The 24,902-nt window shown below is 56.7% G+C and carries 18 protein-coding genes; 7 read left to right on the top strand and 11 right to left on the bottom strand.

Features of this window, described 5'->3' with window-relative positions:
- The first annotated feature begins 21 nt into the window (after window positions 1–21).
- The gene (locus VN577_02115; protein HWR13596.1) at window positions 22–1,620 is read left to right on the top strand and encodes a hypothetical protein; all 1,599 of its coding nucleotides are present in this window, start codon (window positions 22–24) and stop codon (window positions 1,618–1,620) included.
- Window positions 1,621–1,679: 59 nt separating this feature from the next.
- Entirely contained in the window at window positions 1,680–2,279 is a 600-nt protein-coding gene (locus VN577_02110; protein HWR13595.1) for a TlpA disulfide reductase family protein, read from the top strand.
- Window positions 2,280–2,874: 595 nt separating this feature from the next.
- Here the strand turns inward: VN577_02110 and VN577_02105 are convergent.
- The 3 genes from VN577_02105 to VN577_02095 form a co-directional block, all read right to left on the bottom strand.
- Window positions 2,875–6,012 carry a multidrug efflux RND transporter permease subunit gene (locus VN577_02105; GenBank protein ID HWR13594.1) on the bottom strand — a complete coding sequence of 1,046 codons (3,138 nt, stop codon included), beginning with the start codon at window positions 6,010–6,012 and terminating at the stop codon, window positions 2,875–2,877.
- A gap of 12 nt (window positions 6,013–6,024) precedes the next feature.
- Window positions 6,025–7,119, bottom strand: coding sequence for an efflux RND transporter periplasmic adaptor subunit (locus tag VN577_02100; GenBank protein HWR13593.1), 1,095 nt, complete (start codon window positions 7,117–7,119; stop codon window positions 6,025–6,027).
- Window positions 7,120–7,262: 143 nt separating this feature from the next.
- Complete coding sequence (locus VN577_02095) at window positions 7,263–8,405, bottom strand: glycosyltransferase (protein ID HWR13592.1); 1,143 nt, start codon at window positions 8,403–8,405, stop codon at window positions 7,263–7,265.
- A gap of 78 nt (window positions 8,406–8,483) precedes the next feature.
- On the opposite strand from VN577_02095, the gene VN577_02090 reads away from it, so the two are divergent.
- Window positions 8,484–9,323 (top strand): Cof-type HAD-IIB family hydrolase, encoded by an 840-nt coding sequence (locus VN577_02090; protein HWR13591.1) that lies wholly within the window; start codon window positions 8,484–8,486, stop codon window positions 9,321–9,323.
- A 3-nt stretch (window positions 9,324–9,326) separates the two neighbouring features.
- On the opposite strand, the gene VN577_02085 is transcribed toward VN577_02090, so the two are convergent.
- The 6 genes from VN577_02085 to VN577_02060 all read right to left on the bottom strand — a co-directional run bounded on the left by VN577_02085 (window position 9,327) and on the right by VN577_02060 (window position 17,365).
- Window positions 9,327–11,597, bottom strand: a complete 2,271-nt coding sequence (locus tag VN577_02085) for a TonB-dependent receptor (protein HWR13590.1) — start codon at window positions 11,595–11,597, stop codon at window positions 9,327–9,329.
- A 66-nt stretch (window positions 11,598–11,663) separates the two neighbouring features.
- Entirely contained in the window at window positions 11,664–13,484 is a 1,821-nt protein-coding gene (locus VN577_02080; protein HWR13589.1) for an ASKHA domain-containing protein, read from the bottom strand.
- Between the two features lie 36 nt (window positions 13,485–13,520).
- Complete coding sequence (locus VN577_02075) at window positions 13,521–14,162, bottom strand: cobalamin-dependent protein (GenBank protein HWR13588.1); 642 nt, start codon at window positions 14,160–14,162, stop codon at window positions 13,521–13,523.
- Window positions 14,163–14,178: 16 nt separating this feature from the next.
- Complete coding sequence (locus VN577_02070) at window positions 14,179–14,844, bottom strand: DUF1638 domain-containing protein (GenBank protein HWR13587.1); 666 nt, start codon at window positions 14,842–14,844, stop codon at window positions 14,179–14,181.
- Window positions 14,845–14,939: 95 nt separating this feature from the next.
- Complete coding sequence (locus tag VN577_02065) at window positions 14,940–15,776, bottom strand: dihydropteroate synthase (protein ID HWR13586.1); 837 nt, start codon at window positions 15,774–15,776, stop codon at window positions 14,940–14,942.
- Window positions 15,777–15,802: 26 nt separating this feature from the next.
- Window positions 15,803–17,365 carry a methylenetetrahydrofolate reductase C-terminal domain-containing protein gene (locus VN577_02060; protein ID HWR13585.1) on the bottom strand — a complete coding sequence of 521 codons (1,563 nt, stop codon included), beginning with the start codon at window positions 17,363–17,365 and terminating at the stop codon, window positions 15,803–15,805.
- A 127-nt stretch (window positions 17,366–17,492) separates the two neighbouring features.
- On the opposite strand from VN577_02060, the gene VN577_02055 reads away from it, so the two are divergent.
- Window positions 17,493–19,448 (top strand): formate--tetrahydrofolate ligase, encoded by a 1,956-nt coding sequence (locus VN577_02055; protein ID HWR13584.1) that lies wholly within the window; start codon window positions 17,493–17,495, stop codon window positions 19,446–19,448.
- Between the two features lie 32 nt (window positions 19,449–19,480).
- Here the strand turns inward: VN577_02055 and VN577_02050 are convergent, their stop codons facing one another.
- Window positions 19,481–20,230: an FCD domain-containing protein gene (locus VN577_02050; GenBank protein ID HWR13583.1), complete on the bottom strand. Its 750-nt coding sequence runs from the start codon at window positions 20,228–20,230 to the stop codon at window positions 19,481–19,483.
- Window positions 20,231–20,302: 72 nt separating this feature from the next.
- Here VN577_02050 and VN577_02045 point away from each other — a divergent pair, with 72 nt between their 5' ends.
- The 3 genes from VN577_02045 (at window position 20,303) to VN577_02035 (ending at window position 24,034) form a co-directional block, all read left to right on the top strand.
- Window positions 20,303–21,529, top strand: a complete 1,227-nt coding sequence (locus tag VN577_02045) for a hypothetical protein (protein HWR13582.1) — start codon at window positions 20,303–20,305, stop codon at window positions 21,527–21,529.
- Window positions 21,530–21,645: 116 nt separating this feature from the next.
- Entirely contained in the window at window positions 21,646–22,113 is a 468-nt protein-coding gene (locus VN577_02040; protein HWR13581.1) for a DUF5818 domain-containing protein, read from the top strand.
- A gap of 145 nt (window positions 22,114–22,258) precedes the next feature.
- Window positions 22,259–24,034: an L-lactate permease gene (locus VN577_02035; GenBank protein HWR13580.1), complete on the top strand. Its 1,776-nt coding sequence runs from the start codon at window positions 22,259–22,261 to the stop codon at window positions 24,032–24,034.
- 4 nt (window positions 24,035–24,038) lie between these two features.
- Here VN577_02035 and VN577_02030 read toward each other — a convergent pair whose 3' ends face one another.
- Window positions 24,039–24,791, bottom strand: a complete 753-nt coding sequence (locus VN577_02030) for an SDR family oxidoreductase (protein HWR13579.1) — start codon at window positions 24,789–24,791, stop codon at window positions 24,039–24,041.
- Between the last annotated feature and the right edge of the window lie 111 nt (window positions 24,792–24,902).

Below are 24,902 nucleotides of genomic sequence, written 5' to 3'. Positions count from 1 at the left end.
TCAGGAATCTGAGGAGCCATCATGCCGACTGTAATCCGATGGCTCACCGCGGCATTTCTGCTGTGCGCCTTCTTGCCTGCATCGGCGCAAGAACGCGCTGCTATCGCCAAGCCAAAACCGCAAGCCTCTGCCGAGGTCCGTCAGTTATTGCTGGACGCCGACAGCCTGCCCATCGAGTACCGCGCCGACATACAGCTTGACGTCCTCGAATCGAACCCCAATATCCCTGCAAAAATTGCCAGTTCTACGCTCGAGCGTCTGTATCAGGACGCCAGAACCGCGCAGTATCCCTTCAAGCTGGCCGACATCACCGGAGATCATTTCTCGCGCTCTCGCAAGCTTGAACAAGCGCTCACGCTTAGCCTCGATACCCTGAGCATCCAGGCGCGCGTGATTACGATCATGTTTCGCGTGAATCCGGCTCGCGCCCGCCAGATGCTGCAAGACCTCAGAATCGATGTGCCATCAACGGGCTGTGAGTCTCCGACTATCCCGGACATCTGGCCCTTTTACTACATAGCTGCAAAGGTTCGCACCGACGCGTCTAGAAAACTCATGGAAATTCGCGCAGCCTCGAACCTCATCGACAACCAGATCGCGACGACGACTTCTTCTGTTCAACTTGCACCGCTTGCAATACTGATCTTCGACACCGTCAAAGACCCGGACGAACTTCGGCGCCTGACATCTCTCTACAGCCAGAAGCTGCGGGACATGGTGGCTACCGATCGGGAATTGGGATTTATCGAGAATGCCTCGGTAGCTGCCGATCCCAAATTGCAGAGAAGACTTCGACTTGTTCAAACCAGGACGACTCTCAGCAACGCGATAGCGAGCTTGGCGGCGAGAAGCCCTGCGGACGGAACTACCGAACTGCTCAATGCCTACCGCGCGTTTCTCATCGGCAGCGGCGGCCAACCGGCCTGTGCCGACATCACTTCAGACCGAAACAAGATTGCCGCAACCTTCAATCAACTCCTTTCACGTTTCCCTTCTCAGGCAAACGCAGTCCGTGCCATCGGCCCTGAAGAACTGCGGTCGAAAAGTTCCGGCAAATCCGCTGTCGTTGAACTCATACCCAATGCCGCTGAACTCAGCCGCGGCGCGACCTATAAATTGAGCGAGCTGCAGCGTGCAAACGCCTACCCTGCGTCGGAGGATGGGAACCCGCTCGCGTTCGACGGTTGGGAGTCTGACGTCAATGAGGCCCTCTCGCATATCGGCGCGGCGCACGAAGATAGCACTTGCTCAGCTTGCTCGTTCTACCAGAAACAAGAACTCCTCATGGTGCTGTTCGACCTGACGCCGAACGGCGCAACCCGGGAGCGAGTCCTCGATTATCTGCTGGCTTTCATGTCGCAAACATCCCTGCGGCAAGACAGCCGCGTCGAGTGGCTGTACAAATTCAAGCTGCTCCTCAACCTTTCCCGAACGGCCTCTGCGGAGGACGCGAAAAGACTTCGTAATTTACAGGACGAGGGAAAGCGTCTCCTATTTCTTCCAGCCGAAGATAAGAATCAGATCCTTGATGCAATTCGACGACAAAACGACGTCATCATGCTGCAATACCTGAATGCTGACCGGGTCCTCAAAAAGAAGTACGAGATGCCGCCGTACTAGATAATCTCCATGCAAGTCTCTCAACCCGCATCGTTCCTTCAGCAGTTTGAGGAGCCATCATGTCCAGACGTGTTCTCCAGTTAGCATTGGCGTTCGGTCTCGGAGTAGCGCTCACCCTCGTCGCCGTGCAGTACCTCTACGCCTACTTCGAGGAGCGGCGCATCGACCTCGCGCAGGTACAACTGCGCTATTCAGGCCACAACCGCGACATGCAGAAGTTCTTGCGCGAGCCCTGGTTTCCCGGTTCCAATCTGGAACAGCCCGACCGCTGGCAGCTCCGCCGACTCGACGGCTCCCGCTTCACCCTCGCCGACCTGAAAGGCAAGGCCGTCTTCCTTAACTTCTGGTCTACCACCTGCGCGCCCTGCCTGGCCGAAATGCCCGAAATAGAGAAGCTCGCCCAGTCCATGTCCGCCGAGCCGGTCGTCTTTCTCGCCGTCAGCCCGGAAGAACCTGCCAAGGTCCGCAAGTTCGTCGACCAGAACAAAATCAACGTACCGCTCGCCACCATCACCGGCCTGCCCGAAAACGTCGGCATCGGATACCCGACCACCTATTTCATCGACCCACACGGCACCATGACCCTCCGCCTGATGGGAGCCTACCGCTGGGACTCCGACTCAACTCGCGCCTACCTCACCAGCCTCTTGCGACACTGACTCGCCTGATTTATCCGCGACAATTCGTCTCATCCACGTAATCCGCGGCCCGTTTTGGGAAATTTCTTGTCAAGTGAGTCTAACGCTCTCGTTCGCCGCAAACTCTTGATTCCACTCGAAAAACAAATTTCAAAACCGTGGCATGTTCCCCCCACCCCAATTGCTATCCTGAAAATGTAGATGGTTTTCGTTCTTTGTCATTCTGAGTTCTGAGGCGTAGCCGAAGAACCCCTGTACTTGTTTCTTGCGGGTTTGTCATTCTGAGGCGAAGCCGAAGAACTTCTGTACTTGGGTTTTGTCATTAGTCACGCAAAGTCTTCAGGAACAGAGCTTTGCCAACGACCAACAACTAATAACTAACGACTTGTTTGTTCAACCCCTTTGTTTTCATATACAAGCTGTATTCTCTTGATTTCAAAGGATTTACAAGCCCTTTGTTTTCATATACGGAGATTTTCGCGCTCTCGTAACTGCTTTGTTTTCTTATAGAAAGGCAAAACCGGGGGGGAGGGGGGAGGGGGTACAGTCCGCGACCGCTACCGGCAAGGGCTTCCTCGCCGCTAAGCCCTACCCCTAACCGCTATCCCTGATTCGATTAATCCGCCGTCCCTGGCTCCGGCAGCTGCTGCTCGGCCGGTACCGCAACCTTCATCGGTATCACCGTGCGGACGATCACGTACAGAACAGGAATGATGAACAGGTTCAGGAACGTCGAAACCACCATGCCGCCCACGACGGTCGTGCCGACCGAGTGCCGCCCCGCCGAGCCGGCGCCCGTCGCAAACACCAGCGGCAGCACGCCCAGGATGAACGCCACCGAAGTCATCAGAATCGGACGCAACCGGAGTCTCGCCGCCTCTACCGCCGCCGCAAACAGCCCCATGCCTCGGTGCTGTAACTGCTCGGCGAATTCGACGATCAGAATTCCGTTTTTGCTCGCCAGTCCGATCAGCATCACCAATCCGATCTGGCAATACACGTCGTTCTGCAGTCCGCGCGACCACTGTGCTCCCAGTGCGCCCAGGATCGCCATCGGTACCGACAACAGAATAATGAACGGCAACACAAAGCTTTCGTACTGCGCCGCCAGCGTGAGATACACGACCACCAGGCCGAGCCCAAACAGCAGGAACGACTGCGAACCTGACTCGATCTCCTCCAGCGACAGTCCCGTCCACTCGAACGAGTAGCCGGTCGGCAAGACCTTCCGCGCCGTCTCCTCCATTGCCTGGATCGCCTGTCCGGAGCTGTAACCCGGAGCGGCGCTGCCATTGATCTCCGCCGAGCGGAACAGGTTGTAATGCGGAATCACCGGAGGACCGGTAACCTCGCGCACGTGCACCACCGAGTCGAGCGGCACCATCCGCGTGCCGTCGTCCGATCGGACGTAGAACTGGCGCAGGTCGCGCGGCTGTGAGCGGAACTGCTTGTCCGCCTGCACGTACACGCGGTACGAACGGTTATTGAAATCGAAATCGTTCACATACTGCGAGCCCATGAAAATTTGGAGAGTGGAAGTGATTTGCGTGAAGGAAACACCAAGGCTCTTCGCCTTCTCGCGGTCGATCTCCACCAGGATCTGCGGATCGCGAGCGCTGAAGTCGCTGTACAAGTTCGTCAGTTCGGGACGCTTGCTGCCTTCCTGGATCACCTTGTTCAGTGCGTTCTGCAAGTCCTCCATGTTGCCCGCGTTGAGTTGCTGGAGTTCGAAGGTGAATCCGCCGAACTGGCCCAGGCCTTCAATCGGCGGTGGTTGGAACGCAAAGACAAGCGCGTCCGGAATGCCAAAAAGCGGCCCGCGAAGTCGCTCGATAATCGCCGCGGCAGAATGGTCTTTGCCCTTGCGATGCTCGGTGTCTTTCAGGTTCACAAAGATCAATCCGCGGTTCGGAGCCGATCCGCTGAAGCTGAAGCCCGGAACCGAAAAGACAGCCTGAATGTCAGGGTCATTCGCCAGCACTGCGCTCGCGGCGTTGGTAACTTTCGTCGTGGTCTCAAGCGATGCGCCCGGTGGAGTTTGCGCCACCACGATGAAGTAACCCTGGTCTTCGTTAGGAACGAAGCTGGTAGGAACTTTGCCGTAAATCCAGTAAGTCGCCGCCAAGCCAACAATGAAGATGATGATGATGGGAAGTTTGCGATGCTCCAGTTTGTCGAGCAGCAAACGGTAACCGCGCGTAATCTGAACCACCGCAGTATTGAAGCCGCGGAAGACAATATTCTGGCGGTCCGTGTGACGCAGCAGCAGCGCCGAAAGAGCAGGTGTGAGCGTCAGGGCATTGAACGCCGAAACGGCGATCGAAAAGGCGATCGTCAACGCAAACTGCTGATACATTCGGCCCGTCGTTCCCGGGAACAACGACACCGGCACGAACACGGCGATCAACACCAACGACGTCGCGATCACAGCGCCAGTCACTTCCTTCATGGCGATTTGCGTCGCGACTTTTGCGTCGTGAATGCCTTCTTCAATGTGACGTTCAACGTTCTCGATCACCACGATGGCGTCGTCAACCACGAGGCCCGTTGCCAGCGTGATGCCAAACAAAGTCAGAGTGTTGATAGAGAAGTTGAAGAGCTTTACGAAGGCGAATGCGCCGATGAGCGAAACCGGAATCGTGATCGCCGGAATCAGCGTGCTTCGCCATGTCTGCAGGAACAGGAAGATGACAAGAATAACGATCAGGACGGCTTCCGCGAGCGTCTTCAGCACCTCGCGAATCGACTCGCCCACTGCTGTCGTCGTATTGAACGCTACCTGGTATTTCAGCCCCGGTGGAAACTGCTTTGCCAGCCTCGCTAGTTCCGCCCGAACCCCGGCGTCAACGTCGAGTGCGTTGGCGTTTGAGAGCTGCATCACGCCCATTCCGATGGCTTCATGGCCATTGAACGACAGGTTCGATCCGTAACCTTCCGCGCCAAGCTCTGCTCTGCCAACATCGCGCAACTGCACGAGCGAGCCATCAGCCCCGCGCTTGAGCACAATGCCTTCGAACTCTTCCGGAGTCGTGAGTCGTCCCGCCGCGCGAACGCTGATCTGGAATGCCTGATTCGGCATCGCCGGAGCGTCGCCGATCTGTCCCGCGGCAACTTGCACGTTCTGCTCCCGCAGCGCACTCACGACGTCAGAAGCAGTCAGTTTGCGGCGAGCCAGCTTCACCGGATCGAGCCACAAGCGCATCGCGTACTTGCGCTCGCCGAAGATCATCACGTTTCCGACGCCCTTCACGCGCTTCAAGGCATCGCGAACGTAAACATCGAGATAGTTGCTGATGAAGAGCGGGTCGTAACGCCCATCCTCGGAGTAGAAACCGAGCGCGAGGACAAACGACCCGGAGTTCTTGCTGATGTTCAGTCCGGTCGTCTGGACTTCGGCAGGCAATCGGCCCAAGGCGGTCGAAGCGCGGTTCTGTACTTCGACAGCGGCGATGTCGAGATCACGGCCAAGCTCGAAGGTTGCAGTCAGGCTGCTTGAGCCGTCGTTGCCGCTGCTGGAGCTGATGTAGCGCATGCCTTCCGCGCCGTTGATCGCCTGTTCCAGCAGGATCGTGACGCCCGATTCCACGGCTTGCGCGTTTGCACCGGTGTAGAAAGCGCTGACCGAGACTTGCGGCGGAGCAAGCTGCGGGAACTGCGCGATCGGCAAAGTCGGAATGGCAATTCCGCCGGCAAGAATGATGAGCAGCGAACAAACCGTCGCGAATACCGGACGTCGAATGAAGAAGTCAACCATAACGTCCGGCTCCTAGGAAGCGGGCGCGACAGGTGCGCCGTCGGCGAGAACTTGCGTTCCGGTAACGATCATCTGATCGCCCGGTTTGACACCGTTCAGGACAACATAGTCGTTGCCGTGCACCTCGCCGAGTTGTACGGCGCGCTGTTTTGCCACCAGTTGGCCGCCATTGTTTTCGGCTACATAGATGAAAGGCTGACCGCTGAGCCTGACGACGGCAGTGACCGGCACAAGGATCTGCTGCTGCTGCGAGTAGACGACGCGAACATGAACCACCTGATCATTGCGGAACTGTCCATTCGAGTTCGGCACGTCGGTCTTCACCAGGAGCAATTGCGTATCGGGATCGACTCGAGGCGAGATGAACGACACCTTGGTGGTGGCAATAACGTCACCGGCATCGTTGACGATCTGGACGGGAGTCCCGAGCTTTACCGAGCCTGCCTTTTCGGCCGGAATCGAAACGTACGCTTCGAGTTCACCGCCCTTGTCGAGGGTGGTCAGAATCGTGGTGCTGGTGACGCGGTCACCAACCCGGACGGGAATGTCGCCGATGACTCCAGCGGCAGGTGCGTTTACGGTGAAGTAATGCAACTGGACACGCTGCTCACGGACACTCGCCTCAAGCGCATCGACATCTGCCTTCGCAGCGTCGTACTGAGTCTGTGCCTGCTCCAGATCCTGTCTGCTGATTACGCCGGCATCAGCCAGCTTCTTGCGACGCTCCAACTCCGTCCGTGCCCATTCCAGATTCGCGATCCGCGAACGGCGAGTTGCTTCCTGAGAGTTGACCGTAGCTTGCTGCTTGCGGGGATCGATCCGGAGCAATGGGGTTCCGCGCTGCACACGGTCGCCCGACTGGACCATGATTTCCGTGATCTGGCCTTCCACTTCGGGGCGCAAAATCGAGGAGTTGCGGGACTTGAGAGTCGCAAGATACTCCGTGTACTGCCCAACCGGCTGCGGTGCAGCTTTCACAATTTTGACCCGGGCGGCAGGCGCGCCCGTACCGGCGGCAGCGGCCTGGTTGCCCTTCTGGCTACAGCCGGCAAAACCCAAAGAAACGACTGCGATTAACAGCGCAGTTCTAAATTGTCTAATGTTCATAGAAGTGATTTCGAGCTAAACGACACAATTGTGCATTTATAAATGTACGACGTAGCAGCAGATTGAACAACCTGCCGTGCAGCAAATGGGATGAGTTGCAAAGGCATGACTAGCGCCGGCAATTCGGCAGTTGTTTTGCATTCTCAGGTATGTAGCCGAGCGTCCTGGGCCCTTCCCTTCCACTCGCCCCCGCGACCAGACCAGTAACGAATAGCGGAGCTCAGAGTAGCCCCTAAATAGAAGATGGCGGCGACGGGCAGCGTCAGTGCCCAGTATGGGCGTAAGCGGTAGAACCGGATCATCGGCAGGTAAGCAATGAACATCAGCACAACTGCGAGCACGCCCAAGGCACACGTCCGCACACCCCCAGAGAATACAGCTACCCAAGGCGCGACATAGACGACGAGCAATCCGACGACCGCAATCAGCAAAAACAGCAGAGAATGTCGAAGCTGGTTAAAAGCGGTACGAGAGATCATGCGCCCGATTTCAGCGAATGTGCCATACGGTCGAATACTTCTTGCGCTGTCGGTGACGCCAAGCCAAAGCCGAGCGCCTGTTTGCTTCACTGCCCGTGCGAGCGAGCAATCATCAATGATTTCGCCGCGGATGCATTCAAGGCCGCCAATTGACTTCAAAGCTTCTGGTTTGAGCAGAATGCAGCCGCCTGCCGCTCCTGCAACCGGCAACCTTGGATCTGCAATCCAGCGGGGCGGGTACAGCTTAAAAAAGAAAAAGACAAAAGCGGGTATCAGCAGTTTTTCCGCAACGGTCTCGCAGTGGAGCCGAACCATGTACGAAGCAAGGGAGCAATTACGCATTTCGGCAATGGCGATCAGGCTCGCGATGCTGTCAGGATCGTGCTCGATGTCAGCATCAGTAAATAGAAGATACTCCGGCGAGAACGTCTGTGCCGCAACGACGCCTTGCTGCATGGCCCAGACCTTGCCCGTCCAACCGAAGGGCACCTCCGTTCCGTGAATAACAATCAGCCGATCCCAGCCAGACACTGCGGCACGCGCGACTTCTGCAGTCGAATCTGAACTATTGTCGTCAATCAGAATAACGGTAAGATCGACGTCAGCCTGTGCCAGCAAGGATCGGATCGACGACGAGATGACGGCCGCCTCGTTCCGAGCAGGGACAACTGCGACCACTCGCGCAGGTTTAAGCGGCTTCCCGCGTGGAGGCAGTTGGATCCGCCAAAAACCCCCATGTCCTAACAAGAGATACGCCCACGCCAAGGCGGAGATAAAGGCGAACGGAAGTGTGGCATCGATGGTCATTTATCCAGTGGTTATCCGCGGGCTGATATTCTCAGTGCAACAGTGTATCGGGGATTCTCAACATAGATGGTGAATACTGTGTCTCCTTCAAGAACTGGAAGGCCTGAGGGCGACACGATCCGCCTGGTCGTATCGGACGTGGACGGAACGCTCGTAACCAAGGACAAGACCATAACGGCCGCTGCACTCGAGGCAATCCGCTCTCTGCGCGCGAAAGGAATCCGGTTCACGATCATCAGCAGCCGTCCTCCACAAGCTTTGAAAGTAATTGGCGACGTGATCGGATTGACCGACCCCGTTCCGGCCTTTAATGGAGGGCTCGTGGTCGACGCTGACCTGACGACGATCAGGCGCGAAAAATTATTGGAACCGATCGTCGTCGAGCGCTTGCTCGAAGAGGTGCCGCGCACCGGGATCGACGTATGGGTTTACACCGATACCCACTGGTTTGTGCGAAATCCGAAGGGACCTTATGTTGAGCACGAGCAACATGCGGTGAAGTTCGACCCCACGGTGGTACCTGATTTCAAAGTGATCCCTTCGGATCGAGTGGCGAAGATCGTGGGCGTCTCGGAGAATTTCGACGCGGTTGCAGCAGCGGAAAAGAAGATACAGCAGGCATTCGCTGGCGCGGTGTCGGCGCTTCGCTCCCAGAACTACTACCTGGATATAACGCATCCTGCGGCGAACAAGGCGGAAGGCATCCTGCTGCTGGCCGAACTGCTTGATATTCCGCCTTCGTCCATTGCAACGATTGGCGACATGCAAAATGACGTCTGCATGTTTCAACAAAGCGGAATGAGCATTGCGATGGGTAACGCAACTGCCGATATTCAGAGCGAAGCAGATTACGTCACGAGTTCCAACGAGGAAGAAGGATTCGCCCGGGCAATGGAACGTTACATCCTGAACGTGTAATGGCTATTTTGCCCGGGAAATACGAATCCTGAGACCGACACGAACCTGGGCGGGAGCCGCGATGGTCGTCACCGGCGTACGACCGATTGCATAACGAGAATTAAGCAGATTCTCAGCAGCGGCAAAAAGGGCGACGCCTTCAACAATGTCGCGCGAGACCTGTGCACCCAATGTGAAATATCGATCAAGAGGAAGTGTGTTGCGATCGTTGTCGAATTCCCTGCCAACGGCGCGTCCTTGAAGAGACACAGCGACAATGCGGGGGTTGTCATAGCCGGCAGTGAAACTGAACGAATGTCGCGGAACCTGCGGAACACGTAAACCGATGAGGCTCGGATCGCTTTCGAAGTCGGTGACGATCGAGCTTGTGAACTGGTATGCGGCAGCTAGGCTGAACTTTGACGACAAACGCCTTTCGCCCTGAAGTTCGAAGCCGCGAACCCGCACCGTCCCAAGATTTTGGCGCTGCCGGGTGATCAGTGTTGGGGTGGTGTTCAGGGTAATGTTTCCCACCAGTCCATCAAGGACCCCGGCGAAAAATGTGCCTCGCAGGATGACGTCGCCCGGCACTGAGACTACGGAGCCGACTTCGCCTCCCGTGAAATGTTCCGCGCCAAGATTCGCGTTCGCCTGGGTGAGAACGTTGCCGACCCGAAATGGCCGATAGAGTTCATTCAAGGTTGGAGCGCGGAACGACCGGTATACGGAAGCATGAAGCGAAGCCCGGCTGCTTACCCTTCTCGTTAGCCCCACCCGGGGACTGAAGGCCCACTCTGAACGATTCTCAAATGGCGTGACCGTCGTTGCTGCCCGGAAAGGAATGCGACGAGAACTAGCGTCGATGTTGCGCCATAGGTCGGCTCGAACAGAAGCAGACAGCATCCACCGGGAGGTCAACTGGTACGAGTCGGCGAGATAGAAGCCATATGACTGTTGGCGGCCGCCGGCGATGTAGTAAGCATTCGGAGCCCCAGAAACGAATTGAAGCTCATTGGTGTCGCCGGTGATATCGCGGCCGTCGATCCCACTGGTGACAACGTGCTTGCCGCGGAATACTTTCGACCATTGGGCCGAAAATCCATACTGATGCACCGGCACGCGTTGATCGGTGGTCAGAAATTCGGAGTTCCGGTCGGACGACACGGCACTGAAAGTCTGGTGTAGAGCCTGGGTACCACCGTAAGCGCGGAGCGTGAATACGCCCGCAGCAGTGTTCAGATCGGCGCCCGTTGAGAGCTGGCGGATGGTGGTGCTGTTGATCTGGAGCGGAGTGCCGTTCTCTCGTGACTCTCCAAAGAGACTTCCGCGCAGAAATATGCTTCCGAGTTGCTGGAGTGAGCGGCCGATGAGAATCGATCCATTCTGGTGGCGAGAAGCAGCAGGTGTATCGACTGTTCCGCGTTCGTCCGGCGCGACTGGGATGTAACCGTTGGTTTTGAAAGCTTCTCCGCTGATGAAAGCATTCCATGGCCCCTGCGCGAGGCTTAGGCCCGCCGAACCGAGCGGTGTGGCTGACGACCCGAAGGAGCTTTCAGCAAAGAGTGCGGTCTGCTGAGGAGCACGCGTGCGAACGTTGATAACACCGCCCAGAGCACTGGAGCCGTAGAGGTCAGACGTGCCGCCTTCGACGATGTCTACCTGCTCAATCCCCTGCACAGGGACGCGTCCCCAGTAGATCCACGAACCAAAGGGATCGTTGATCGGGATACCGTCTTCGAGTACCAGACTGCGGCTGGCTCCGCTGGCTCCGAGTCCGCGGAGAGACACTCCTTGCGTAGTCGGGTTGGCCGTTTGACTTCCGGAGCGCCGAAAGAGCGAGAAGCTAGGGAGCTGCCGGAGCTTGTCATCGACGGTGACGGATGGGTTGCTGACGAGTTCACGACCGGTAAACGTAGTCTCGGTAATCGGTAAGTCAGCGGGGGCAAGCGGCGAGCGCGATGCCGTGACGGTGACCGACTGCTGAACGACACCCGGCACCAGGACGACCTCTAGCGCAGACGTTCGTGGCTGAATCTGCAGTAGTTTCGACCGAAAGCCTTCAGCATGAATGGCAAGTTGGCAGTCGCTGGCGTTACCGGGGATTCGAACAGTGGGGTCGGATTCCAAGAGGTTGAGGTCGCGTGAATATCCCGAACAAGCAATTTTGGCGTGCGCGTTCGGAATGGCGGCTCCTGTGGCGTCGCGGAGGTCAATCTTGATGACCTGCTGGGCTAAGGCCAAGCAGGACAGGAAATTGACTGCCAACAATATTTGAAGAGAACGGCGCAGACGCACTTACGCTCCAAGAACCGCAACTCAGATTCGATGCAATCGGAACTCTGATGGATTCCAGAGGCAGGACTAGAACTGCGTGGCACGAGCAAGATATCGGTTGAAAACCTCGTGTTTCTTGAGCTCGATACGAGTGGCACGGTCTGCGATGGTACAGGCGTGGGCTCGTTCGTTCCTCGATAACAAGGCCATGGTGGCGCCGGTGCCGGCGGCATTGCCAATCTGGAGATATGTTGCGTTAGGGAAGGCTGGGAGCAGCCCGATTCCGATGGCGCTGCGAAGATTCAGGTTGCTGCCGAATGCCCCCGCCACGACGACCTCCTGAACGGAGTCGGGGGGCAGATTGGCAATATCGAGCAGCGTGGCGATGCCGGCGGCAATGGCAGCCTTCGCGAGTTGAATTTCGGTGATGTCACGCTGAGCAAGAACAACGTCGCGTCCGATTCCGGAATCGGCGCCATCGACGATGACGAATTCGAGACCGTGGTGCCCTTTGCGGACGCGTTCATCACGGGCTTGAAGATGACCACGGGAATTGATGTATCCGAGGTGCCATAGTTCCGCGATGAGATCTACGATGCCGCTACCGCAGATGCCCACGGGTGGGGTGTCGTCGATGACATGGAAATGAATCGTTCCGGCGCTGGAATAGACCTTGTCGATGGCTCCGGTTGCCGCGCGCATGGCGTCCCTCACGTGACCGCCTTCGAACGCTGGGCCCGAAGGAACGGAGGTGGTGAGCAACGATCCGGTACGCGGGTCATGGACAACGATCTCTGTGTTGGTGCCGATGTCGAGACCAAGCGTGATCTTCTCGCTGGAGTCGATGCCGTGGGCGAGGATCATGGCAACGTGATCGGCGCCGACGAACCCGCCGATGCTCGGCAATATCCGGACCCGGGCGGCCGGGGCGAACTGCAGATCCAAGTCGGAAGCTCGGAGTTCGAGGGCGGCGTCGGTGGAAGCGATGAATGGTGCATGAAGGAGTTGGGCAACAGGGAGCGCAAGCAACAGGTGCATCATCGCAGTGTTTCCGACGATGCAGCACGAGGTAATCTCGTGTATTTCTGCCGCCGACCGCGAGCACAACTCTGTTGCAAGCTCACGGATGGATGCGCGTACCGCGGTGGCAAGAGCCTGGGCGTCAGCGTTGGACTTGCTCGCAGTCACCAGGCGCGAGATCAGGTCTTCGCCATACGGGATCTGCGGATTCGGGACGCCGTCAGCAGCAATTTGCTTCCCACTGGCGAGATCGACGAGGTACGCGGCAATCTTCGTACATCCGAGATCAACTGCCAGGCCGAGCACAGGACGATCAGAAGCTGATACGCCGATGACTTCCGAACCTTCTATATAGGTGCTCAATCGCCAGTTCTGTTTGCGGGATGTGTCCGTGATCTGCCGAGCGGCTTCCGGGAGCGCGGTCCAATTCGATTGTCCGGTCTCACGCTGCAATGCGTCGCAAAGGCGGCGAAAATCGGAGCGGGCATCGTCGAGGGACGGTGGAGCTACGTGGGTCCGCACAGCCTGAATGCCGGAGTCGCATTCGACCTCTTTTTGTGGACCTTCGATCTGAAGCTTCTGTCCGAAGCCGGATGTTTCCGCCGTCACCTCGACTACGACCGAAGAGGCCACGCGTGCTTCACACGCGAGACGATCGCCAATAGCAATGGCGCTCTCGCCCAGAAATGAGTGCTCGGTCTCGGTGGTCGCGAGGAGTCCGTCGCCTTTGACGTTGACGCGGCACTTGCCGCAGATGCCAACACCGCCGCAGTTCGCCGAAAGCAGAAGGCCAGCCAACCGTCCAGCATCGAGGAGAGTTGTGCCGGCCTTTACGACAACGCGTTTACCGATCGGCTGAAACGTGACCTGGCAATCGGCGGTGTTCATTGGTTTCACTGAAGACCCAGCCTTTCGGGAGCAAACCTACGCTGGAACCGCTTCGAGCCAGCCCTTTGCGAGCTTTACCGCCTGCTGGGCGTCGGAACCCCAATCGTCCGCGCCAACGATCTTACAAACGTTTCCGTCAACCGGGCCGCCGCCGATCATGACGCGGACCTGTTTGCGAACGCCTGCTGTTTCGAGTGCGCTGATAGTGGCTTTCATGGAGTCAAACGCAAGCGTCAACAAGCCAGACATGCCAACGACGGTTGCGCCACTTTCCTTGATGGCAGAGACGAACTTGTCGGGTGACACATCGACACCGAGATCGATCACTTCGAAGTTTGCCGACTTCAGCATGTTGATGACAATGTCCTTACCGATGTCGTGAATGTCGCCCTTCACGGTTCCGAACACGATCTTGCCAGCGGACTGTGCGCCTCCTGCCTTGAGATGCGGCTCGAGCAATGCGCTGATTTGCTTGAAGATTTCGCCGGACATCATCAGGTCGGAGACGAAATAATCTTGGCATTCAAACCGCTTTCCAACGTCGGTCATTCCTTCCTGGCAGGCTTTAAGAATTTCGAACGCCGGATGTCCTTCGCGAAGGGCGTCCTGCACCAGTTGCAGCGTCGTGTCTTCATTCAGATCTGACAGCGCGTTCTTAATCTCTTCCATCGTGGGCATTGCACCCTCCTAATAATCAGTTCATGAACTGCTCTAACGTCACTTCCTGCCCGGGTGGAACAACCACAAAATCATGGTTCCACTCACCGCTCACCAGCCGGGTTAGTACAACGTGGACGCCATCTCTTTCCTCGAAGCGCATTCCGAAGTGGTCTGCCATGGCGTGCGCATATTGCTCGTCGCGTGTGATGGTGGCAGGATCGAGCGGACGGATATATACCAGCCTGGAGTAGTGCTTCATCATCTCCGCGACAATTCTTTCGGCGCGCTCGCGACCGTACTTCAAGGCCACTTCGTTCATTTCCTCCATCGGCCCGCACTTGTCGGTGATGTAGCCGTTGATGTAGCCCTTCGTAAGGAAGAATGCCGGTTCCTTCGTCATCTCCCGGAGATACGCGTGATGGGATCCGAGGAGAATACCGATGCAGTCGTGCATGCGCGGTATCACCAGTTGGGAATGGCTGGCCTTCAGGCCGACGACGGAGTTGGAGCAAAGACCGTATCCCAGCAGGATGGTGTCGTACTTCCCGTCCGCACGATCGACTGCACTCTGGAGCGAATCCTTCAACAGCTTTGGTCGAGTGTGCTGGCTGATGTCAAAGATCTCCGTGTCGATGTCTTCGGGAATGAAGTCACGCATTTCCTCGATGAGCACGCGACATGCAATGAGCTTAGCCTTCATGCGTCACTTCGCCGCCATGGCTTCATTACACTTCGATTTGTACCCAAATCACTGTGACCAGCGTCACATCGCGGCCGTTGGAAGTGACTTAGACGCTAACTCACGGCAACGGGTTCGGGCTTCTTTTCCTCCGGCTTGGTGCCGATCTTGCCTGCGCGGAAAGCCCGGTTGTACTGCGCACAATGACGGTCTTTGCCAAGAACCGCGTTGGTGGCGTAGAGGGTTTCCATGATTCCGCGGTCGGTTGGATCGATAATCGCGGAGTCCAGCCCGGCTTCGATAGCGAGCGTAAGGAATGCACGGTTCAGCAGAGTTCGAGCCGGCAATCCGAAAGAGACATTGCTTAGTCCGGCGGTCAGGTGAGCGTCCGGAAACTCGGCGCGAATCGCACGCATGGTCGCAAGAGTGACGAGGCACGCATTGCTGTCTGTCCCTACGGACATAACCAGGGCGTCGACGTACATGTTGCTGTCGGGGACGTCCGCCTTGCGGGTCTCTTCAAACAGTCGACGGATGATCCCCATTCTGCCTTCCGGCGTATTCGGGATCGTGCCGCCATCCAGCGCGAGCGCCAGCACTCGGCAGCCATGCCGGGCGACCAGCGGGAGCACGCCCGTAAGCCGGTGCGGCTCCGCGCTAATGGAGTTGATGATTGGCAACTGCTTCGTTGCGCTAAGACCGGCAATCAAAGCTGCCGGATTCGGACTATCCAGACAGAGGGGCTTGTCCACGACTTCCTGCACGGTGTTGATCAGCCAGACTATGTCGTCAGGTTCACGATCGGGAGGCGTACCCGCGTTGATGTCCAAGGCGTCGGCACCGGCTTCTACCTGCGAAATTGCAAGGCGACGTATGTGATCAGCGTCGCGCTCGAGCACCGCTTTGCCAACTAACTTGCGAGTACCGTTTATCTTTTCTCCGATGATCAACATAGAAGTAGTCCTCTCGAAAGACGCTGTCAGGCAGGTCCGGATTTCTTCTTGGGTGGAACTTTGGCGATCCCGATCCGCTCGGCCGAATGGTCGCGTCCTAGGTAGAAGTTGATCCAAGACGACTTGTTGGCGAGTTCATAGTTAATCGGTGGTACTTGAAAATCGCCGATCAAATCTTCTTTAGATTCACTCTTCAGCCGCTCATACGTGCGAATCCAGACGCATTCGCGCTCGCCCGGAAATTTTTCGCAATATCCGTTGAAACTGCCGCCGCAGGGACCGTTGCGCTGGTTCTTAGGGCACTGACTCTGCGGACAGAGATACCCGGTGTCGAGCATCGCGCAGTCGCCGCAATGGAGACACTCGTTGGCGAACCCTTTTATCACCTGCTCGAATGTGGTAAACGCGCCTTCCAAGCGGCTGCCATCCACGGCCTGCGAGAGGCGTTGCATCGGTCCGAATAGCGGTCCCGATTTTTCGAACATCAGTTCGTGCAGGGCCCTGAATGCGCGATAGCCAACGGTGACCTTCTTCCGCGGGCCTCGCTGTGCTGGGAGATCGGAGTTCAGGCCGGTCGTATGATCCTTTTCGAAGTAGTACCAGCCGTCTTCAGACGGGTACTCGAATTCCCGCACCAGATCCTGCCAGTTTCCGGCTAGTTCCTCTCCACGCCCGATAATTTGCTCTAAGTCGTCGCAGGTCATTGCGAAGCCCGAGATATGTGCCCCGTCGTAGCCCATACCTTTCAAGACAGCGAACATCTTTGCGGCACGTTCGATCCGCTTCTGCTTCCCCTTGTCCGGCCCAGTCGCCTCCTGCTCAATCTCCGCGAGCAACTTGTTGGAAACGATACATCCGGGCAGACCGTTCCTGTTCATCAGTCTGGCCGCTCCCAGCGGAAGCATATAGATGTTTCCGACCACAGGAACCTGTCCGGAACCTAACTTTTTCGTTACCAGAAGCAGTTCGTGAAACTTCCGGGCATCGAACCCAATCTGCGAGACGATGAATTTCGCGCCAGCCCTGACCTTTTTCGCCAGCTTGTAGTACTGGCCCATCTGCTCGGCTTCGCGGACTTTGAAGGGACTCGCTGCCACTCCAGCGAAAAAGCTGGTCGGAGTGAGCTTGGTGCTGCCCTTCAACGTTGGAATCTCTGCGCCCTCGTTCAACCTTCCGATTAGCCACAACAGCGTGACAGGATCCAGGTCGAAGACCGGTTTAGGCGCTCCCAACAATCCATCCTTGGGATAGTCGCCGGTCATCACCAGCAGATTCCGAACGCTCGCGCGCTCAAGGCCGTAAAGCAAGCTTTCGAGTTCGTTACGGTTCTTGTCTTTACAAGTGACGTGAATCAGCGGCTCGACGCCCAGCTTCGCCACATCGCTGGCGAGCATCGCCGCAGATAATGCCGGAGTTCCACCCGGATTGTCAGTGATGGTGAGTGCGTGAACCTTGCCAGTGCGAGCCGCCTGCTCGGCCGTAATAAGGACAGCTTCCTGTGCTTTCTCGATTGCCCCTCGGCCGGGAACTAGTTCCCAGGTGATGGCGAATGCAGATGGGTTGAGGAGCGCTTCGGCGTAGCGTGACATCACGCGAGAACTTCGTGATGAAGCTAAAGCGTTCATAGGCGCAACCTGCCAAGCGGACCTCTTGGCATTTAAATATTATCATAGTATTATTGAGATGTACGGCTTTTTAATGGGGGAAATCTCCTCTATGTCGATGGGCTTAATTGACGTCCTTCCGGGAGTTTCAGCAGTCACAGGGTCCCAGAGAATTGCTGAAAAGAAAGCACAGAGACCTGTTGTTCCCAGCGATCTTGAGATTGCACAGGCAGCTATCCCTATTCCGATCAAGTACATAGCAAACGAAGCCGGGATCCTGCCTCACGAACTCGAGCCATACGGCGCCACCAAGGCGAAGGTAAAACTCACGATCCTGGACAGACTTAAAAGAAAACCCGGCGGCAAATATGTGGTGGTTACGGCGATTACTCCCACACCCTTGGGAGAAGGCAAGACCACGGTGACCGTGGGATTGAGCCAGGCGCTTGGGGCTCACATGGGCGAGCGCGTATTCACGTGCATCCGGCAGCCCAGCCAGGGCCCGACCTTCGGAATCAAAGGCGGGGCGGCGGGCGGCGGTTATAGCCAGATTATCCCGATGGAGGATTTCAATCTCCACCTGACGGGGGACATTCACGCCATCACGGCTGCTAACAATCTGCTGGCAGCCGCCATCGACACACGTATTCTCCACGAGCGTGAACAGACGGATGAAGAGCTCTTCGAGCGCCTCTGCCCTTCGGAGAAAGACGGCAGCCGACGATTTAGTCCCATCATGATTCGCCGGCTGCGAAAGCTGGGGATCACGAAACGAGATCCGAACGACCTGACCGCGGACGAGCGGTCGCTCTTCGCGCGGCTTGATATCGATCCGGAAAGCGTCACCTGGCGGCGTGTAACCGACACGAACGACCGCATGCTGCGCGGAATCATCATCGGGCAAGGTCCCGACGAGAAAGGCGTGACGCGTTCGACAGGATTCGACATAGCCGTTGCGAGCGAAATCATGGCGGTCCTTGCGTTGACCACGAGCCTTGCCGATATGCGCGAACGGCTTGGCCGCATCGTGATCGGTACAGACTACAAAGGCACTCCCATCACCGCGGACGACCTTGGTGTTGGCGGTGCTTTGACGGTGCTGATGAAGGACGCGATCATGCCGAACCTGATGCAGACCCTGGAAGGCACTCCTGCGTTTGTACACGCGGGTCCGTTCGCCAATATCGCGCATGGAAACTCGTCGATTATCGCCGACCAGATCGCATTGAAACTCGTCGGCAAAGACGGTTACGTGATCACCGAAGCAGGCTTCGGCGCCGATATCGGACTGGAGAAGTTCTGCAATATCAAGTGCCGGGAGAGCGGTCTGGTTCCAAACTGCGCAGTGCTGGTGGCAACCATTCGCGCATTGAAGATGCACGGAGGCGGTCCCAAGGTGGTGGCGGGCAAATCGCTACCCGGCGCTTATACGGAAGAGAACCTCGAACTCCTCCAAAACGGCTGCACGAATTTGATGAAGCACATTGAGAACGTGCGAAAGTTCGGTATTCCGGTTGTGGTCGCGATTAATCGCTTCAGTACCGACACAGATGCGGAAATTGAAGTGGTGAGACGCGCATCGCTCGCTGCGGGAGCCGAAGACGCAGTTATGACGGATAACTGGGCCGAGGGCGGTGCCGGAGCAATACAACTAGGAGAAGCCGTAATGGAAGCATGCGCAAAACCGAGCGACTTCCATTTCCTTTATTCGGACGATGCCAGCATCAAACAGAAAATCGAGTGCATTGTTCGCGCAATGTATGGCGGTGCTGGTGTGGAGTATTCGCCTGAAGCCGAAAAGAAAATTGAACTGTACACGCGTCAAGGATTCCATCACTTGCCAATTTGCATGGCGAAGACGCACCTGAGCCTGAGTCACGATCCGGCACTCAAAGGTGCGCCAAAGGGTTTTATTGTTCCGGTACGAGATATTCGCGCGAGCGTCGGAGCAGGTTTTCTGTATCCGCTACTGGGGAAAATGAGCACGATGCCGGGGCTCTCCACTCGTCCGGGATACTACGAAATTGACATCGACACGAAGACAGGACGAGTCATCGGACTCTCATAACTTCTGAATCGTAGCGCCGGCGTAATTCTCGACTAGCCGGCGCTTCTCTTTTCTGCCTGTAATTTCTCTTCGACAGCGAGCATAGCCACACCCACGGCGCGTTCGGCCGCGCGACTGGCGGCGACCGGATCCTTTTTGTGAAGGGCGCGGAAGAGGTCTCGCTGCGCTTTGAGACTGAGGGCAATATTCGTGGACGTACGGAAGGTGTGAAGTAGAGTCGTCTTGAATGGTTCGCGAATCGCCGCGGTAAGCCCCATCAGGAGAGGATTGTGACTCGCGGCAATCATCGATTGATAAAACTGAACGTCCAACTCCACCACGCGTTGCACGACAGCATCGTGCGGCAGCGCTTCCCGCAACATGAGGCTACGTGCGATTTCGTCAAGTTCCGCAGTACTGGCACGCACCGCTGCGAATCCCGCTGCCGTTGGTTCAATTGCTAGTCGAACTTCACATAGGTCGCGAAGGAACCGGGCGTCGGGACCCAACTCTGCCTGCCAGGAGAGGATGTCCGGATCGAGCAAGTTCCAGGCAGCGCGAGCGCGTGATTTCGTCCCCGCGCGCGGACGCATCTCGACCATTCCTTTATCGACGAGGACTTTCATCGACTCGCGAACTACCGTTCGGCTGACACCAAGTTGAGAACTGAGTTCGGTTTCGTTCGGAAAGGCGATTACCTGAGAGTGACGCTCAGCTTCAATGATTTTAAGCGCCAGTTCACGCGTGATGGTGGCGTGCAGTTTCCTCCGTTGCGGCTGAATCGATGGAGGTGAGTACGACATTTGGCGACGATACTATCATACGATCAAAGCGCTTTCTGCCCGCAGAGCCTAAGGCATCTAACGCTTTAAGCAATGCTCCTTCACCTCTCCAGCAGAACTCTGCGGAATCTCGCGATTTCGCTGTTCTTCCTGTGCGTTGCGCTGGGCGCCGCTCTGGGAGCAACGTGGTTCTACATTCTGCGCGAGCGATACCAACGAGACGAGCCACCGCCTCCGCCGCCGATATTGGTACAACCGGTACCTGTTTCACCATTGCTGTTGGAGTACAAATTGGATTTGCCGGGACGCGGCGAGATCTTCCCTGCACTCGCGGGGACGTCGGCTGCCGAGTATTGGCCAGTCGCGATACTGAGCATCACAAACCGTTCTGATACCCCTTCGATTCACACTGTCACAGCAGAAGTTCCCGGTTGGACTCGCAGCTCTGTACAGACACTGATTGTTGGTCCGCGCGAGACTCGGCAGATTCGCTTGAACCCGCCTCTGCTGCCAAGAGCTTATGACTCGCACGAGGTGCGCAGAGCCGAACTCGACGTCAGGGTGAACAGTCCGAACGGAGACACTCTGTTCTCTGAAAAGAAGCCGGTACTTCTGCACAGCGGAGCTGAGCTGTACTGGGGCAAACGGTTCGCCAACGCACAACTGGTGGCACGATGGGTGACACCGCATGATCCCGCTGTCCTGAAGCTTGTGTCGGAGGCACGGCGATACGCACCTCGGGGCAGACTTGGGGGATACAACATCTCTCGGAGCGCCAGCAAGACGGTCCTGCAAACACAAGTGCGGTCGCAGGCCGAAGCGATCTTTCGAGCGCTACAGAAATCGGGTATCAGTTACGTGAGCAGTATTTTTGTATACGGCGAGTTCATCAATCAGGCGCAACGCATTCGACTTCCCCGTGAAACTTTGGAACTGAACAATGCCAACTGCATGGATGTGTCAGTTCTTTTCGCATCGGCGATGGAGAACCTCGGACTGCAGCCGGTGGTGGTAATCGTGCCGGGCCACGCTTTCGCCGGTGTGCGACTTGGACCACAATCGCAGGAGATCTTGTACCTGGATCTCACAGTTCTGCCGAAAGGCAGTTTCAAGCAAGCAGAGTCACGCGCGCTCGGATGGTTGAAGAAAACCGGGACTGAGCAGCAACTCACGGTCGACATCGCCGCAACTCGGGCGCTTGGGATTTATCCACTCTCGCTGGAACAAGTTCCCCCGACTACTGCAAGTCTCGCTGTCGAAGACGCCCGTAACAAAGCTGCTGGGCAGAATCGAAACGAAAGTGGAACCTTAGTACCCTAACCCTCCATCGCATGACTGGATATGACACGGATATCCGATGTCTTAGGCCACCTCTCCGCGAAATCATGCTTCGAATGATTTGCCACTTCGAATAACCCCAACAAGGTGATCCGAAGATGAAGAAAAGCTTTTTCGTACTTACACTGATGTTTCTTTTGACCGCGGGCCTCTGCTTCGCGCAGGATGCTTCCTCGGCGGCACAACCGGCAACGCAGCAGCCGGCAGCGAGCCAGGATGCTCAACAGCCCTCGATGTCTCCTGACGCCCAGCAGCCCGCGACGGATGCTGGTGCTCAGCAGCCGCAGACCAATGTTGGCCAGCCTACCGACGCCGATCAACCTGTCTTCAAGGGTTGCGTGAGCGGCAAGGAAAACAACTACTTCCTTACGGATGAGAAGGGCGAGAAGTTCCGCCTCCACAGCGACAAGGACATCAACGAGCACGTTGGTGACATGGTCGAAGTCCGTGGAACCATCAAGAAGGAAGGTGCTGATCGCGCCGCCGTCTCCACCAATTCGGAACGTGAGATCGATGTCGCTGACGTCAAGACTGTGAGCAAGGGCTGCAGCGCTTCGGCGAAGTAAAACCTTAAATTTAAAAGTACATTTATAACCAACTGGAAAGCCCTCGAACCTGGGGGCTTTCCCATTTTTCGGTTCATCGTTCAAGTTTCACTGCAAAGTTCAGACGTTTCGTGTACTTTTCAGGCGCCCTTTGTCGCGGCGCCAAATGACAACCACAGGTTCCGAACTTCGTGATTCTCCGCCGACTGTCAGTCGTCGATTACGCATAGTCATCCCGATCGTCCTTTTCCTCACATTCCTCGTAGCAGCGGTCGCGGTGTTTCTGCTACCTGCGCAGCCGGGCTCGTGGCAACAGGCTTACGATCCGCTTGGGCATTGGTGGCTTTCAACCTTCGCGGCTGCGATTCCCATCATCGTGCTGCTCGGGTTGCTGGCTTTGAATATTGTGAAGGCTCACTGGGCAGCGATCTTCGGCCTGACGGCGGTACTGTTGGTTGCGTGCGCGGGATTTCATATGCCGGCTCGGGCCGCAGCAGCAACGGCGATTTACGGTGCTGGTTACGGGCTGATGCCGATTGGCTGGATTGTCATCAACGTTTTGTTTCTTTACACGCTGACGGTTGAGACTGGCCTTTTCAAGGTGCTGCAGGGCAGCATGACAGGCATTACGCAGGATCGGCGCCTGCAATTGCTGCTGATTGCATTTTCGTTCGGTGCTTTCTTCGAAGGCGCCGCCGGATTCGGAACTCCGGTCGCTGTGACTGCTGCGATCTTGATTGGCCTTGGCTTCCGGCCCCTGCAAGCTTCGGGGTTGTCGTTAATCGCGAACACCGCACCGGTAGCCTTCGGTGCACTAGGCACCCCAATTTTGGCGCTGAAGCTGGTGACCGGTTTCAGCGAGATGGTTTTGAGTGCGCAAGTCGGGACGATTCTCACCTTCTTTTCAGTCCTCGTACCATTTTGGTTGATCTGGGCTTTCTGTGGTGCGGCGGCAACGATCGAGATCTGGCCTGCAATTCTGGTTGCGGGAGTATCCTTTGCCATTCCGCAGTTTGTTGTCTCGAACTATCACGGTCCATGGTTGGTGAACGTCATTTCTTCCGTGGTATCGATGATCGCATTGATGGCCTTTCTCAGGGTTTGGCACCCGAAGCGGATTTGGCGTTTCAATAACGAGGGTCAAACAGCGGTGGCACGAGCGCATCACGGATACGCAAGACAGGAGTTGATGCGCGCATGGATGCCGTGGATTGTCCTGAGCGTGTTGGTCTTCGTGTGGGGCATGCCCCAGGTGAAAAGAGCATTGGATCGCGTTTCCGCGCCCATCTTTCCGGTGACTGGACTGCATAACGTAGTGGAGCGAATGCCGCCTGTCGTTTTGACACCAACGAAAGAGGCTGCCGTCTTCTCGTTGAACTGGCTCTCAGCAACGGGAACCGGAATCCTGATCGCAGCCGTGATCTCAGGTTTCGTGATGCGATTGCGATTGAGAGACATCGTTCGTTTGTACATCCGCACGCTCGTGAAACTCAGGTATTCCCTCATCACGATATCGGCCATGATGGCGATCGGATTCGTCAGTCGATATGGCGGGCTCGATGCGACCATGGGTCTGGCCTTCGCGCGCACTGGATGGATGTATCCGTTCTTCGGAACATTGCTGGGGTGGCTGGGAGTCGCTCTAACAGGATCGGATACTTCGTCGAACGTCCTGTTTGGATCATTGCAGAAAATTTCCGCCGGACAACTTGGCATCTCACCTGTGCTGATGGCTTCGGCAAATAGTGCAGGCGGAGTGATGGGAAAGATGATTGACGCGCAAAGCATCGTTGTTGCGAGTACTGCCACGGAGTGGTACGGGCACGAAGGAACGATACTCCGCTATGTCTTCTTCCACTCCATCGCTCTTGCGGCGCTGGTCGGGATTCTGGTCATGCTCATGGCTTACGTGCATCCATTCACTACGATGGTTGTGAAGTGAAGGATTACCAGGCCGTCCAGCCACCATCGACAAGGTGAGTTTCGCAGTTCACCATTGCTGCTTCTTCGCTCGCAAGATAAACCGCGGCAGCGCCAATGTGCTCCGGAGTTGCGAGTTGGCCTGCGGGAATTTTGCCGAGCACGAAATTGAGGAACTCGGGATTCTTCAGGCGTTCTCGAGTCATGTTGGTCTCGACGAAGGTGGGCGCGATGGAATTCACGGTTATGCCGTGCTTCGCCCACTCCAGACCCAGCGTTCTCACCAACTGGATGACCGCGCCCTTCGTGGCGCAGTAGACCGGCTGTCCGGGAATGCCGATTACACCGGATTGGCTGGAGATGAAAATGATCCTTCCCCACTTTCTGTCGATCATGCCGGGGGCGACGGCTTGCGCAACGAAGAAGCCGCCACGGACATTCGTGTTGAAATGTTCTTCCCAGAGTTCCGGAGTGACTGCAAGACCTGTCGCGGGACGGTTGATACCAGCGTTGTTTACGAGAATATCGATTCGCCCTAGTGTTCTCTCGAGTGCGCTGACAACGCTTTTCACTTCCTGCAAGTCGCGGACGTCGAGTTTCGCTTTAACAACACGCGCACCCGTACTGCTCAAAAGAGATTCGGTTTCGGAGAGCTTCGCAGCATCTTTGTCCGTGACGGCAACAGCGGCACCGCTCCGTGCGAGGGCAACAGCGATTGCCTGACCCAAGCCTGACGCGGCCCCAGTTACAAGCGCAACCTTCCCATCCAGTCTGAACACGATGATCTAATTATGTGTCCCGGAAATTACGTTCCTTTGCGGCGTCCAGCCCACTGAACGGTTTCTCAGCACCACGGCGGCGATTTGTTGACGGTTGAAATCACCGGTCGA

Source organism: Terriglobales bacterium (assembly GCA_035561515.1).
Classification (GTDB): Bacteria; Acidobacteriota; Terriglobia; order Terriglobales; family Acidobacteriaceae; genus DATMXP01.
The sequence above is the reverse complement of the archived record's forward strand: the minus strand, read 5'-3'. Positions and strand labels throughout refer to the sequence as shown.

Excerpts from the sequence above, each read along its gene's own strand:
- VN577_02060 (HWR13585.1), bottom strand. The coding sequence starts at position 17,365 with ATGTCACGCTACGCCGAAGCGCTCCTCAACCCATCTGCATTCGCCATC.
- VN577_02075 (HWR13588.1), bottom strand. The coding sequence starts at position 14,162 with ATGCCCACGATGGAAGAGATTAAGAACGCGCTGTCAGATCTGAATGAA.
- VN577_02105 (HWR13594.1), bottom strand. The coding sequence starts at position 6,012 with ATGGTTGACTTCTTCATTCGACGTCCGGTATTCGCGACGGTTTGTTCG.
- VN577_02045 (HWR13582.1), top strand. The coding sequence starts at position 20,303 with ATGCTCCTTCACCTCTCCAGCAGAACTCTGCGGAATCTCGCGATTTCG.
- VN577_02110 (HWR13595.1), top strand. The coding sequence starts at position 1,680 with ATGTCCAGACGTGTTCTCCAGTTAGCATTGGCGTTCGGTCTCGGAGTA.
- VN577_02070 (HWR13587.1), bottom strand. The coding sequence starts at position 14,844 with ATGAAGGCTAAGCTCATTGCATGTCGCGTGCTCATCGAGGAAATGCGT.
- VN577_02095 (HWR13592.1), bottom strand. The coding sequence starts at position 8,405 with ATGACCATCGATGCCACACTTCCGTTCGCCTTTATCTCCGCCTTGGCG.
- VN577_02100 (HWR13593.1), bottom strand. The coding sequence starts at position 7,119 with ATGAACATTAGACAATTTAGAACTGCGCTGTTAATCGCAGTCGTTTCT.
- VN577_02050 (HWR13583.1), bottom strand. The coding sequence starts at position 20,230 with ATGTCGTACTCACCTCCATCGATTCAGCCGCAACGGAGGAAACTGCAC.
- VN577_02035 (HWR13580.1), top strand. The coding sequence starts at position 22,259 with ATGACAACCACAGGTTCCGAACTTCGTGATTCTCCGCCGACTGTCAGT.
- VN577_02040 (HWR13581.1), top strand. The coding sequence starts at position 21,646 with ATGAAGAAAAGCTTTTTCGTACTTACACTGATGTTTCTTTTGACCGCG.
- VN577_02055 (HWR13584.1), top strand. The coding sequence starts at position 17,493 with ATGTCGATGGGCTTAATTGACGTCCTTCCGGGAGTTTCAGCAGTCACA.
- VN577_02065 (HWR13586.1), bottom strand. The coding sequence starts at position 15,776 with ATGTTGATCATCGGAGAAAAGATAAACGGTACTCGCAAGTTAGTTGGC.
- VN577_02080 (HWR13589.1), bottom strand. The coding sequence starts at position 13,484 with ATGAACACCGCCGATTGCCAGGTCACGTTTCAGCCGATCGGTAAACGC.
- VN577_02115 (HWR13596.1), top strand. The coding sequence starts at position 22 with ATGCCGACTGTAATCCGATGGCTCACCGCGGCATTTCTGCTGTGCGCC.